The organism is Sphingomonas pituitosa NBRC 102491 (assembly GCF_001598435.1).
Lineage (GTDB): Bacteria > Pseudomonadota > Alphaproteobacteria > Sphingomonadales > Sphingomonadaceae > Sphingomonas > Sphingomonas pituitosa.
On the sequence record NZ_BCYY01000005.1, the window covers coordinates 1 to 13,169 of the forward strand.

The window sequence follows — 13,169 nt, forward strand, 5'->3', positions numbered from 1 at the left end:
GCGGCGGGGACGCATCGGCGGGGGCAGTCGGCGGTGGCGGCGGCGCGGCGGCAGGCGGCGAAGCAGGTTGCGGGGCCACGGCACCCGGCCGCGGCCCCTGCCAGCCCGGCCTCGGCCCCTGCCATCCGGGACGGGATCCCTGCCAGCCGGGGCGGCCATCGCCATCCCCGCGCGGCGGTCGGGCGCCCGCGCCGTCGGGGCGGGGACGCAGCGGGGCACCGGCTTCCCATTCGTGCCGGCCCGGCGTTCCTGCCGCAGGCGGCGGCGTGGTCGGGCGCGTGCCCTGCGGGCGATCAGGACGCGGCTGCCCCGGCAGGCCGCCCCACATCCACGGCCGCCCCGGCTGCCCTGCCCCCGGCGGCGTCCCGGCATTCGGCGGGCGGCCGGGGCGCGGCGGGCGATGCTGCCAGTGCGGCCCAAGCCCCTGCGGCGGCGGGCCCTGGAAGCCACCGCTGCGCCAGCGTGCGAAGGCCGCCGCCATCGCGGCGCGGCGCGCGCGCTCCTCGGCCCAGCGATGCTGTTCGGCGAACGCAAAGCCGTCGTTGCGATAGCGCCAGCCCGAATCCCAGCCGGGATCGATGCCGACGAAGAACAGGTTCAGATTGCCCCAGGCGGTGGTGTCGACGGGCGCCCATTGCCGGTCGAGCAGCGCGTTCCGCAGCCGCCGCCCGCGATCGTACAGGCGCTCGCCCGCATCGATGTCCCGCACGCCTTCGCTGCGCGGGGCCAACCGGCCGCCGGCGTCATAGAGCGCGGCGACATTGCCGTCCTGATAGCCGAAGCTGCGATCGGTCTCGCGCACCAGGAACGGTCCGCGATCGCCGGGGGCGAAGAAATAGGTGCGCGCGCCCTCGGCTCGCTCCTCCACCACCACCCAATAGCCGTCACGCAATTCCCAGGCGACCGGCGTGCCGCCATCGAAGCCGAAGCTGTAATCGGGCGGCGCGTCCCCCACCGTGTCCCAAAGCGCGCGGGCCCGGTCGATCCAGCGATAGCTGTCCTCGCCCTCGGCATCGACGTCCGCCGAGCCGGCCGATACCACATGCGCATCCTGCGCGAAGCCCGCCTCGGTGCAGCCGCACAGCAGCGCCGCGCCTGTCGCGCTCAGTAAAAGGTGGTGGAACCGTGCCATCGCGTCACCTCGTCGATCGTGTTGCCGCAAGCATCGGCCGCGCGCGGTGAACAAAGCATGACAAAGCCGTAATTCCCGGCAACAAAATGAAAAATCGCCAATTAACCAAAACTTATACCCCGTCCCTGCATATCCGGCCGCCATGGTTAATGCGGCTTTCAGAGGATTCGGCATGCGACGCGCAATCCTGCTCCCGACGACGGTTTCGGCGCTGGCGCTGGTCGCCGCATGCAGTGGCGGCGGCGGCGGAGGGGGCGGCGTGGCGACGACGCCGGCGGCGCCCAGCCCGGTGCCCGACACGACCCCCGCGCCAAGCCCCGCTCCCAGCCCCACGCCCGTGCCCAGCCCTACGCCTACGCCTGCGCCCAGCCCCACCCCGGCGCCGAGTCCTACGCCGGCACCGAGTCCTACGCCGACTCCGGCGCCCAGCCCGACTCCGGCACCGAGTCCGACCCCGGCACCGAGTCCGACCCCGGCGCCCAGCCCCACTCCGGCACCGACGCCAACGCCTACGCCAACGCCGACGCCCGCCACCCCCCAGATCAATGCGTCGCTCCTGTCGCTCACCAGCACGGAAAGCTTTGACAACGAGGCGACAGGATTCACCGGCACCTTCTATCCCGATGCCCGGGCCTGCGGCTGCCTGGCAGCGACTCGCGCCCTGACGATACGGTTCGATGCCGCCAACGGGGGCTATACCGTCAGCGACGGCGTCAACAGCGAGACTTTCCTCCCCGGCGACATCGATGCCGCGCAGTCCAATGCGGTGCTCCGCGTCTATCGCCACGCGACCGCGAGCAGCGAATACACGCTGTCGCTCACCCTGCCCGGCACCAGCGGTGCGCTGACCTATCGCTATGTCGGCGGAGGCTTCTGGCAGCGCGCAGACATGACCGCGAACGGTGAGAGCGCCTTCCGCTTCAACGCCTTCACTTATGGTGTCGAGACACCGGATTCCGCCCTGCCGCGCGCGGGCGGCGGCGCCTATGCGATCGATCTGGTCGGCTCGCTCGGCTACGGCGTGCTCGAGAGCCTGGTCGGCGGCGGCACGCTCCAGGTCGATTTCATCACCGGCCGTATCGTTACCAGCGGCGAGGTGCGCGAAGTCTCCACCAGCACCGGCGCGACGATCACCAGCTCCACCTTTGTCGGGATTGCCCAGCTCGCCGCCAGCAGCAACCGATTCTCGGGCGTGTTCGCCTTTTCCGGCGGCGACCTCGCCGGCACGCTCGACGGGCGCTTCTATGGCCCGGCGGCGGAGGAAGTAGGCGCATCGTGGAGCGCCGCCAATGCCGACGGCCGCGCCGCCGCGGGGGTGCTGATCGGCCGCCAGTCGGGCGCGCAGACCGGCAATGCCAGCCTCGCCAGCCTCACCGCCAGCCAGATCTTCACCGGCGAGGCCGCCACGCTCGGCGCGAACTATACCGATGCCAGCGGCGCGCTGGGCGCCACCGGCACCACTGCCCAGCCGATGACCGTCAGCTATGATGCCGCTTCGGGCAATTATGTGGTGATCTCCGGCGCGCGCACCGGGGTGTTCCCGGCGACGCCGAGCACGGGCGGCGGCGACCAGCTGACGCTCGATGCGCTGAACGGCATGCGCTATGTCCGCGCCGGCCGCTGGGCGAGCAGTGCCAGCAGCAACGGCGTCACCACCACCCTGGTCGACGCCTTCACCTTCGGGATGGCCACGCCCGGCTCGGCGGTGCCGCGCACCGGATCGGCGAGCTATGCCGTGCGACTGGCGGGGGCGCTGGCCGATGCCAGCCAGCCCGGCCCGCTGGCGGTGACCGGCAGCGGCACGCTGACCGCCAATTTCGCCACGGGCGCGATCAGCACCAGCGGCACCGCCACCGCCAGCTTCACCAATGCCGGGGCCACCACCACCAGCAACGGCAGCTTCAGCGGATCGGCCACGCTGTCGAGCAGCGCCAACAGCTTCACGGGCGCGCTCGATCTCGCGGTCCTGGCGGGCTATAACGGCGCGCTCCTCGGCCATTTCTACGGTCCCGCCGCCGACGAGGTGGGGGCAAGCGCGGCGCTTACCGGCGCGAACGGCACGGTGGGCGCAGTCAGCCTGGTCGGCGACAAGTCGGCCGGAAGCCTCGCCGCGGGCAGCACGATCGCGCCGCCGGAAATCTCGGCCAACGCCGCCGGCGGCTATGGCGTGGCGGGCCTGCCCGGCCTTTCCGAAGTGCTGGTCCTGCTCACCGCCGCCGATCGTGAGGCGATCACCAGCGACGTCGGCTTCGACGTCTATCGCAAGGCGATCGCCGGCGGCACCGTACAGGCGCGGATCTACGACGCCGGCAGGGGCCCGCTCGCGCTCAGCTATGCCAGCTTCGCCGAACTCGCCTATCTTGCGAACGATGCCGCCGCGGGCAGCGATCCGCTGCGCTGGTATCTGCCCTTCGGCCAGCGCACCACGGCAGACCAGATGCCGCGCACCGGCACCGCCAGCTATGCCGGCCTGGTGTTCGGCACCGGCACCGCCGGCGGCGTGCGCTATACGCTGGGTGGCACCAGCGCCTTCACCGTCGACTTCGCCCGGGCGATCGCGGGCGGCAGCCTTGCCATTACCGGCAGCGCCGCCGCCGGCAGCCGCGACTTCGGCAGCTTCGCCTTCCAGGGGGCGGGCATCTCGGCCAACGGCTTCACCGGGGCGCTTACCGCGCCGGGCGGCGCCGGCAGCCTGACCGGCTGGTTCTTCGGCCCGCAGGCGCAGGAGATCGGCGCGACCTTCGATGCGACCCGCACGCTGGCCAATGGCGACAAGGCGGTTCTCAACGGCGCAACGCTCGCTAAGAAGGCGCAGTGACCCGAACGACGCTGATCCCCCTGACGCTGGCCCTGCTGGCGCCGATCCCCGCCCTCGCCCAGACGACCGAGCAGCATCAGGTCTCGGCGGTGGAGCTGTTCGCGCTCGCTGCCCGGGCCGAGGCAGGCGGCCAGCCGGGTGATGCGGAGACGATGTACCGCGCGCTCGCCAGGGACCCCGATGGCGAGGTCCGCGCCGAGGCGCGCTTCCGCCTGGGCCAGCTGCTCGAAAAGCTCGGCCGCAAGCGCGAGGCGGCGACCACCTACCGCGCACTGCTCGACGAGAAGCCAGGCGCCGCGCGCGTCCGGCTCGAACTCGCCCGGCTGCTCACCCAGATGGGCGACGAGGGCGCGGCGCGGCGCGAGCTGCGCCAGGCGCAGGCCGGCGGGCTGCCGCCGCAGGTCGCGCAGATCGTCGACCAGTTCGCCGCCGCGCTGCGCTCGCGGAAACCCTGGGGCGCCAGCCTCGAAGTCGCGCTGGTGCCGGACAGCAACGTCAACCGCGCGACCGACGCTGCGACGCTCGACACCGTGCTTGCCCCGCTCCAGCTGTCGCGCGACGCCCGCGAGCAATCGGGCATCGGCGCCCGCGCCGCCGGCCAGCTCTATGCGCGCGTGCCGATCGCGACCAACCTGTCGCTGGTTCCGCGCGTCTCCGGTCAGGGCGATTTTTACCGCCAGGGTCGCTTCAACGATGTCTCCGCGTCCGGCCTGGTCGGGCTGGAATGGAGCCTCGGCCGCGATCGCCTCCGCCCCTCGATCGGCGGCACCCAGCGCTGGTATGGCGGCAGCCCCTATGCCCGCACCGCCACCGCCGCGATCGACTGGCAACACCCCCTCGGCACCAAGGCGCAGCTGACCACCAGCGCGACGATCGCCGATACGCGTTATCGCGGCAATGCACTGCAGAACGGCCTGCTGCTGAACGGCGCGGTCGCCTATGAGCGCGCCTTCTCCCCGCGCGCCGGCGGCAGCGTCACCCTGTCCGCAACCCGCCAGACCGCGAACGATCCCGGCTATGCCACCGCCTCGGGTGCCGCGAGCCTGCTCGGCTGGCACGAATTCGGCCGCACCACCGTCTACGCCACCGCCGGGCTGCGTCGGCTGGAAGGCGATGCGCGCCTCTTCCTGTTCCCGGAGCGGCGCAAGGACTGGAATGTCAGCCTCGGTGCCGGCGCCACCTTCCGCCGGCTCCAGATCCACGGGTTCGCCCCGATCGTCCGGCTTGACTGGGAGCGGAACAACTCCACCGTCGGCATCTACGACTTCACCCGCAAGGCGGCTACAATCGGGCTCACCCGCGCCTTCTGACGCCATCTCCGCGCGATCCCGGAATGTCCCAAGGTACACGGCGTTCCGGCCAGCCGGGCGGCGCCCCTGCTCTATAAGATCGGAAACGAGCGTCGCCCCCGATCCAGGAGCAGGATCTTGCACCCAGAACTCGCCACACGCCTGGATTTCGTCGGCTATACGGCAGAGAAGCGCGCCCTGCTCTCCGACGCGCGCGACACGATCCAGGGAGCGATGGGCCCGGCGCTCGACCGGCTCTACACTCAGATCGCCGCGCATCCCGAGACGGCGAAGATGTTTTCCGGCCAGTCGCACGTGGCGCGGGCCAAGCAGCTCCAGGCGGAACATTGGGCGCATCTCTCCGGCGCCGCGTTCGATGCCGATTATGTCGAGCGAGTGAAGCGCATCGGCGCCCGCCACGCCCAGATCGGCCTGACGCCGCAATGGTATATCGGCTCCTACGCGATCATCCTCGATTCGATGATCGAGAGCTTCGCCGCGATGGACAGCGGCCCGCGCCTGCCCTTCGGCCGCCGCAAGGCCGACAAGCGCTTCGACCAGCTGCGCGCGATCGTCACCGCCGCGCTGATCGACCTGGAAATGTCGGTCTCGATCTATTTCGAGCAGGAACAGGCCGGTCGCGCCACGGCGATGGCATCGCTGCAGGAGCGCGAGACCACGCTGTCCGGCCTGCTCGGCGCGATCAACGAGACGGTGGATGCGATCCGCACCGGCTCGCAGGAAATCGCCCAGGCCTCGGGCGACCTGTCGCGCCGTACCGAAGCCAATGCCGCCAGCCTCGCCGAGACCGCCGCTTCGGTGCAGGAGATGGACCAGCGCCTCAAGGCCACCGCGCAGAGCGCGCGCCGCACCGTCGAACGCGCCGACGGCGCCAAGGCGACGGTCGACACCGGCCGCGCGATCACCGAACAGGCGGTCACGGCGATGGAGCGCGTTTCGGAAAGCGCCAAGGGCATCGACAACGTCATCGAGGGCCTCGACAAGATCGCCTTCCAGACCCGCGTGCTCGCCATGAACGCCGCGGTGGAGGCAGGCCGCGCCGGCGAGGCGGGCCGCGGGTTCGCAGTGGTCGCCGATCTCGTCTCGGCACTGGCGATGCGGGCGGAGGAAGAGGCCGGCCGCGCCCGCGACCAGCTCACCGCGACCCAGGCGGACATCGTTGCCGCGGTCGGCATGGTCGAGAAGGTAGACGGCGCGCTGTCGAACATCTCGGGCGACGTGGCGACGGTGAACGAACTGCTGTCGCAGATGGCGAGCGACAACCAGGCACAGGCCAGCGCGATCACCGAGGTGTCGACCACGATCGGCGAGATGGACCGCGCCACCCAGCAGAACGCCGCGATGGTGGAGGAGACCTCCGCCGCCGCGCAGAATCTGGCGCGCGAGGTGGACAAGCTCGCCCGCCAGGCGAACGGTTTCCAGGATGCCGGCGGCGCCCCCGCTGCCGCCGCCGGGCCCAGCGCGGCGGCGCGGGCAACGGTGCAGGCCCTTGGCACCATGGCATTTTAGCTCCCCCCGCACCCGGCCCCACCCCGTCGGCCAGGCGGAAGGGATTGTCGGGCTGCACCTGGCGGAGGGGGCAGCGGATTGCCCTGCGCGCGCGTCCCCTCCGCCCTTTCCCGGCTCATATCTCCGAGAAGAATTCCGGCTGCAACCGCACCCGTTCGATCACCACCGGCTCCACCCGGACGCCCAGCCCGCGTTCCTTGAGCAGCTGGCACAGCGTCTCGCCGTCGATCAGGTCGATCGCCGGGGCGCCGTCGCGGGTGGCCTCGCGGCGCGCGTCGGCGGTGAAGCTGCCGGTGGTGAGGATCAGCCCCTTGTCCGCCCGCCCCTGCATCGCCCCGCGAAAGTCGCGCACCGTGGGCGAGGACACCGATCCCGCATAGCGCTTGCACTGGAACAGCACGTGGAAGCTGATCAGGTTCATCCGCAGCACGCCGGTGCCGTCGATCCCGCCGTCGCCGCTCCGGCCGGTCACCTCCACCTTCACGAAGCCGCTCTCGCGCAGCAGCCGGTGGCACAGCCGCTCGAACGCGGCCGGATGCAGCCCCCGCAGGGTGGCGAGCAACTGGTCGCTCCATTCCGAACTTCCCTCCGCGCCGGCGTAGAATTCGGAAAGGGTGGTGGCGACACGATCTTCCTTGCGCTGCCGCGACGCCGATCGGAACGCCGCCGTCCGCGCCACCTTGTGCGCATCGAGCACGTGCCGTCGCACCTCCTCGGCGCGATTGCCGGCGGCGCGCCGGCCTTCCTCCGTCAGCAGCCAGATCCCGCGCCCGCCGCTTTCGACCAACCCGGCATTCTTGAGAAAGGTGCGCGCCCAGGACATGCGATCCGGCACGATCGGCGCCCCGCTGCGGGGATAGGTCTGGTCCAGCAGCTTGCGATGCAGCGCCAGGCGCGCGATCAGCGCCTCCTCGATTTCCTCCACTGCCGCCGACCCTCCCAGGTCGCGCAGGATCTGCAGCGTCGGCAGCATGTAGTCGGTATATTTCGGCATCTCTGGCATCGGTAACGCTCCCCCCTTGGTGCCGCCTGCGCCCATTCCCCCGAGCGCCGACGGAAGCCCCACGCTGGCATGCGCGGCCCCGAAATCCTATGCGAGGTGCTGCCATGCGAATCGCTCGGAGCGCGGCGCGCCGACTCTCCCCCCTGCTGCCGCTGCTGCTCCCCGCCGCCGCCTGCACGCCCGCCTCGCCCCCGCCCCGGCTGATCGTCTGGGCCTGGGAGCGTCCCGAGGACCTTCGCTTCCTTCCCCCCGATGCCGAGATCGCCGTCCAGACCGGCTTCATCGAACTGGCGGGCGACGGCTTCACCGCACGCGGCCGCCGCTATCCGCTGCGCACCGATCGACCGCCCTCGACCGCGGTCGTCCACCTTCAGATCGACGATCGCGATCCGCCGCGCTGGACCCCGGCGCTGCGCGCGCGCGTCGCCGCTGCCGTCCGCCACTTCGCCCGCATCGTCCCCACGCCGCGCGTCCAGATCGACTTCGAGGTGCGCCGGTCGCAGCGCCAGATCCTCATCGACGTGCTGGACGATGCCCGCGCCGGCCTGCCGCGCGCCGTGCCGCTGTCGATGACCGCGATCGCCAGCTGGTGCCAGGAGGACTGGCTCAGCCGCCTGCCGGTGGACGAGATCGTGCCGATGCTGTTCCGCATGGGCCGCGGCGACCCCGCGATCCGCGCCCGCATCGAGGGCGGCGGCGACTGGTCGGATCCGGCCTGCCGCAAGGCGCTGGCGATTTCCGCCGATACCCCCATTGCCCGTGCGCCAGCGGGGCGTAGGATCTACCTGTTCGCACCGCGCAGCTGGACGCCCTCCACCTTCAACGCGGTTCGCAGCCAGGTGGAGCAGTGGCGATGACGCGCGGATGGTGGTTGGCGGCGGGTGCGGCGGCGGCGGCGATGCTGGCAGGCAGCCAGGCGATCGGCTCGGGCGATCCGGGGCCGCTGATCGACTATGTCACCAGCCACGCCCTGCACCCGATCGACCGCGCCGCGCTCGCCGCCGGCCGGGTGGGCATCGTCAAGCCGCGCGCCCCGGAAGCCGTGCGCTATCTCGACTGGCGCCTGCTCAACGGGCTCGATGCCGGTGCCGCGGTGACCGAGCAGCTCGCCACCCCCTGTTGCGGCGACTGGCAGGACCTGACCGGGGTCTGGACCGAGGCACGACGCGCGGTGCCCGGCGTCTCCGACGTCTACTGGATCTCCACCGAGCGGCGGGGCCCCGACTATACCGCCATTCCCACCTGCTTCGGCGATGCCTTCACCACCGCTGCGGCGACGCTGAAGGCACGGATCGCCGCGCACGGCACAAGCTCGACCTGGGTGCGCGCCTGGGTCGATGGCCAGGACGCGGTGTTCGAGGCGTGCAGTAAGCCGGGCGTTGTCCTGCCCGCGCTCGATCCCGCCGCCCCCGCCTGGCTGCGCGCCGACCGGCTCTACCAGCAGGCCGCGCTCGCGCTGTACGATGGCCGCCTGGCCGATGCCGAACGAACCTTCGCCGCGATCGGCCGCGATGCCAGCTCGCCCTGGCAGAAGCTGGCGCCCTATCTCCAGGCCCGGACCATCCAGCGCGCCGCGCTCACCACCCGCGATCCTGCCGCCTTTGCCCGCGCGCACGGCGCGATCGCCACCCTGGCCGCCGCGCCGGAGGGCACCTATGGCAAAAGCGAGGTCGGCCGCATGCAGCAGGTGCTCGACTATAGCGAGCATCCCGCCGCGCTGCGCGATCGGCTGGACCAGGCGCTCAACGCGAAGGCCGCCGCGCCGGATATCGCGGTCAAGTTCAAGGATTACTGGAGCCTTTCCGCCGACAGGCTCGACAAGCCCGAAGCGGCGGACTGGATCGCCACGCTGGGCAGCCGCAACCGTGCCGAAGGCCTTGCCCATGCGGACGAGCGCTGGCAGGCCACCCGCCGCAATGCCTGGCTGATCGCGGCGCTGAGCCTGGCGGCGCGGGAAGACGCAGCGGCGACGCGCCTGGCGGAGGCCGCCGAGCATGTGCCCGCGACCGATCCCGCCTGGCTCACCGCCCGCTATCACCTGCTGCGGCTGAACGTCGGCCGCGCCCCCGATGCCGCGCTGCGGGGGCAGGTGGACGCGATCCTCGCCCGCGACGACCTCACGCCGTCCGATCGCAACATCTTCCTCGCGGTCCGCGCCCAGCTCGCTACCAGCCTCGCCGATTTCGCCGCGCACGCGCTGCGCCAGCCCTATTGCACGCCGGGTGTTGCGACCTGCCTGGATTTCGACGCCGGCATCGCCCTCACCCAGCTCGGTCACCGCGGGCGGGACTGGGCCGGGTTCGGCGACGATGCGCGGATGCTGATCGATCGCCTGCCGCTCGCCGACCGGCTGGCGCTCGGCCGCATGGACATGCTGCCGCCCGAGCTTCGCCTCGATCTTGCGCTCACCAACTTCACCCGCGCCGTGCTGCTGCGCAACGACACGGCGGTGGACGAGACGGCACGCGCGCTGGTGACCCTGCTGCCGCAGGTACGCGGCGACTGGCAGCGCATCCTGCGCACCGCCCCGGGCCCGGACAAGCGCTTCGCCACGCTCTTCGTCATGGCCAAGATACCCAGCCTGCGCACCGATCTCGAGGGGTATGCCCGCCCCTATGGCACCGAACGATCGTTCGGCGGCTACTGGAGCGACTGGCTGGTGCGGGTGCCGCGCGCCATGCCTGCGCCGGCCTTCCGGCCCGCCTGGCTCTATGTACCGGCAAGCTGGCAGAACCGCAGCGCGGGCGAGGAGCCGCCGCCGGCCGACATCGCCTGCGACGGCAAGTGCGGCAGCCCCTTTCCCGCCCGGATCGCGCCCTTTGCCGGACCGCTCCAGCCCGCGGCCCTGCGCGAGCGCAGCGCCTTCCGCACCGCCGCCGATCTGCCCAAGGGCATCGCCGGCGGCACGACGCTGTGGGAAGAAGCGCTGGCCTATGTTGCCGCGCACCCGCGCGATCCGCGCGCCGGCGAAGCGCTGTACCGGCTCAACCGGGTCGGACGCTGGGGCGGCAACCACAACCAGCTCAGCCGGCGCGCCTTCCGCCTGCTCCACGCCCGCTATCCGGGCACGATCTGGGCGAAGCGCTCCCCCTTCTATTACGATTGAGACGGAAGAAGCTGCGGCGACGGTCGGCGGCGAAGAAGCATGTCGCGGCGGTCGCGGTGCACGGGCCCCATGGATGCGTTCGGGAGAGCAGCGGGCGGGCATGTCCAGCCCCCCGGTCTGGACATGCCCGCCCGCATGGGCGCCGCGCTTCCCCCGAAACGCGGCGCCCTGGGAGACCTGGTGCGCCGCGGACCATGTGCATGGCTCCGGCGCTGATCGTGTCTTGCCACGGCACGGCGGCGCCCCTGCGTGACGCCCGTCACGCGTGCGCAATGAATCGCGCTTCGCCGAGGTCCTTTTGGATCGAAAGCGATATGCGACCACCGGAAAACGCCCCGTGCGCCCGCGCAGAAATTGTCGGAGGCGGGATCTTGATCGGTCGCCCGGCTCGTTGCTAGATCGTTGCAAGGGGGATATCTCATGAAATATTCTAGCAGCTCGATTGCCGCGCTGGCGGCCTGCGCCCTGTTGTCCGCGTGCAGCGGCGGCGGCGGCGGCGGGGGCATCGGCGCCGCGCCTGCGCCGGGGACCGGTGGCACGTCGCCTACGCCGGCGCCTGCGCCTTCGCCCACACCCGCGCCAACGCCAGCGCCCACACCGAACACGTCCCTGCTGGCACTTACCAACAGCGAGACGTTCGGTACCAACGGCACCACCCTTGCGGCAAACTATCCCGCCACCGGCACCGGGACCGTTACCGCCAGCAGCCCCACGATCGTCGTCGCCTATGATGCCGCGAACGGAAGCTATACCGTTACGTCAGGCAGTCGCAGCCAGGTGTTCCGCCCGGCAGACAAGGACGCGACCAACAGCACGGCACAGCTCACCGTCTTCCAGCGCACCACCGGCGACGTTACGGATTCGCTTACCCTCACCAACACCGGCACTGTCGGCGCATATCGCTACCAATATGTCGGCGGCGGCTTCTGGCAGCAGACCAGGCGCAGCAGCAACGCGGCAGCCGGTACCGTCGACGCGTTCACCTATGGCGTTCGAACCCCCGCAACCGCCGTGCCGCGAACCGGGTTCGGCAACTATGCGATCGATCTGATAGGCGTACAGGCCTTTCCCGCGGAGCTGGCCAGCATGGCAGGCAGCGGACGGCTCGACGTCGACTTTGCAGGCGGCAGCGTTCGCATCAGCGGCACCGGCCGCAGCGTCGGTCTCGTGCAAGGCAGCGTCAACAATTTCGACTTTCTGAGCGTTGCAGCGATTTCCAGCACCACCGGCGAGTTCACCGGCAACATGTCCTTCTCGCTGTACGGGAACTCGGGCAGCCTGAGCGGACGCTTCTATGGTCCCGGTGCGGAAGAAGTCGGCGCGACCTTTTCCACCGTCAGCCTTACCAGCGACGGCGCGATTCGCAGCGTCGGCACGATTACCGGCCGGAAGGGTGCCACGGACAGCGAGACGCTCGCGACGATCGCCACGCCGCGAAGCTTTGATGTGAATACAGGCTCGCTCGTCTATTCGATGCAGAATGCGCGCGGCGACACGCCGGGCTTGCTCACGCCGTCCTACGCAGAGGCAATTCTCAAAGCCGGGTCCCTCGCAATCGATCGCGCCGCCGCAAGCTATGCGATTTTCGGAAACAACTTCACCGCGGCCAATCTGGTAGCTGCCGAGAGCAATGCGCGGATCCAGACCTACCGCATCGCCACGGCCGATCGCACCTCCACGCTGCGCGTCTATGTTCCCAGCGGCAGTAGCAGCGAACTGGTCCTGAACTATGCCGGCTTCGGCGAATATCGTATGCTGCTGTCCCAGCCGCCTTCCTGGCGCGACGATGGCGTGCAGACCTGGTTCACCTATGGCCTGCAGACCGCTGGCACAGCGATGCCGCGGGTCGGCTCTGCCAGCTTCACCGGCCAGCTCTATGGCAACGGTCAGCGCATCGGGGTGAACACCGGCTATGATCTTCGCGGCACCGCGGGACTCGATGTCGCCTTCACCAGCGGCGTGGTGACCGGGACGCTCTCCCCCGTGTTCACGCCGACCGGCGGCGGCGCGAGCTTCAACTACGGCAATCTCAGCTTCGCCGGCACGATCACCTCCGGACAGAACCAGTTTCATGGGGACCTCACCGCTGCCGCCGGTGCGACGCAGACCTTCACAGGCCGCGGCTCGGGTCTGTTCTTCGGGCCCGCCGCGGAAGAGGCTGCCCTGCAATTCCGCGGGAGCTATGCGCCGCCGGGGAGCAACAGCGCAGCAGACATCATGTCGGTGGCAGGCATTCTGGTTGCGCGCCGCCCCTAGACGAAATCGGGCCGTAGCGGAGGGCGTGAACGCAG

General features: G+C 70.8%; 7 protein-coding genes and 1 pseudogene. 6 read left to right on the forward strand and 2 right to left on the reverse strand.

Features of this window, described 5'->3' with window-relative positions; genetic code table 11:
- A pseudogene (locus tag SPI01S_RS06065) lies at positions 1 to 1,132 on the reverse strand (hypothetical protein); the annotation flags it as partial.
- Between the two features lie 172 nt (positions 1,133 to 1,304).
- On the opposite strand from SPI01S_RS06065, the gene SPI01S_RS22615 reads away from it, so the two are divergent.
- The 3 genes from SPI01S_RS22615 (at position 1,305) to SPI01S_RS06085 (ending at position 6,769) form a co-directional block, all read left to right on the forward strand.
- Complete coding sequence (locus tag SPI01S_RS22615) at positions 1,305 to 3,950, forward strand: beta strand repeat-containing protein (protein WP_169804468.1); 2,646 nt, start codon at positions 1,305 to 1,307, stop codon at positions 3,948 to 3,950.
- Complete coding sequence (locus SPI01S_RS06080; protein ID WP_066719769.1) at positions 3,947 to 5,260, forward strand: surface lipoprotein assembly modifier; 1,314 nt, start codon at positions 3,947 to 3,949, stop codon at positions 5,258 to 5,260. The genes SPI01S_RS22615 and SPI01S_RS06080 overlap by 4 nt, the downstream gene beginning before the upstream one ends.
- 117 nt (positions 5,261 to 5,377) lie before the next feature.
- Positions 5,378 to 6,769, forward strand: coding sequence for a globin-coupled sensor protein (locus tag SPI01S_RS06085; protein ID WP_066719771.1), 1,392 nt, complete (start codon positions 5,378 to 5,380; stop codon positions 6,767 to 6,769).
- A gap of 115 nt (positions 6,770 to 6,884) precedes the next feature.
- Here SPI01S_RS06085 and SPI01S_RS06090 read toward each other — a convergent pair whose 3' ends face one another.
- On the reverse strand, positions 6,885 to 7,772 hold the full coding sequence (locus SPI01S_RS06090) for a restriction endonuclease (RefSeq protein ID WP_066719773.1): 888 nt from the start codon (positions 7,770 to 7,772) through the stop codon (positions 6,885 to 6,887).
- 104 nt (positions 7,773 to 7,876) lie between these two features.
- Here SPI01S_RS06090 and SPI01S_RS06095 point away from each other — a divergent pair, with 104 nt between their 5' ends.
- The 3 genes from SPI01S_RS06095 to SPI01S_RS22850 all read left to right on the forward strand — a co-directional run bounded on the left by SPI01S_RS06095 (position 7,877) and on the right by SPI01S_RS22850 (position 13,134).
- Positions 7,877 to 8,629, forward strand: coding sequence for a hypothetical protein (locus SPI01S_RS06095; protein ID WP_066719775.1), 753 nt, complete (start codon positions 7,877 to 7,879; stop codon positions 8,627 to 8,629).
- Complete coding sequence (locus SPI01S_RS06100; RefSeq protein ID WP_066720217.1) at positions 8,626 to 10,878, forward strand: hypothetical protein; 2,253 nt, start codon at positions 8,626 to 8,628, stop codon at positions 10,876 to 10,878. Before SPI01S_RS06095 ends, SPI01S_RS06100 begins: the two co-directional genes overlap by 4 nt.
- A 420-nt stretch (positions 10,879 to 11,298) precedes the next feature.
- Positions 11,299 to 13,134 carry a hypothetical protein gene (locus SPI01S_RS22850; RefSeq protein WP_066719777.1) on the forward strand — a complete coding sequence of 612 codons (1,836 nt, stop codon included), beginning with the start codon at positions 11,299 to 11,301 and terminating at the stop codon, positions 13,132 to 13,134.
- The last annotated feature ends 35 nt before the right edge of the window (positions 13,135 to 13,169 follow it).

Bases quoted from the DNA above. Each gene is read 5' to 3' on its own strand.
- SPI01S_RS06095 (WP_066719775.1), top strand. From the start codon at position 7,877: ATGCGAATCGCTCGGAGCGCGGCGCGCCGACTCTCCCCCCTGCTGCCG.
- SPI01S_RS06100 (WP_066720217.1), top strand. From the start codon at position 8,626: ATGACGCGCGGATGGTGGTTGGCGGCGGGTGCGGCGGCGGCGGCGATG.
- SPI01S_RS22850 (WP_066719777.1), top strand. From the start codon at position 11,299: ATGAAATATTCTAGCAGCTCGATTGCCGCGCTGGCGGCCTGCGCCCTG.
- SPI01S_RS06090 (WP_066719773.1), bottom strand. From the start codon at position 7,772: ATGCCAGAGATGCCGAAATATACCGACTACATGCTGCCGACGCTGCAG.
- SPI01S_RS22615 (WP_169804468.1), top strand. From the start codon at position 1,305: ATGCGACGCGCAATCCTGCTCCCGACGACGGTTTCGGCGCTGGCGCTG.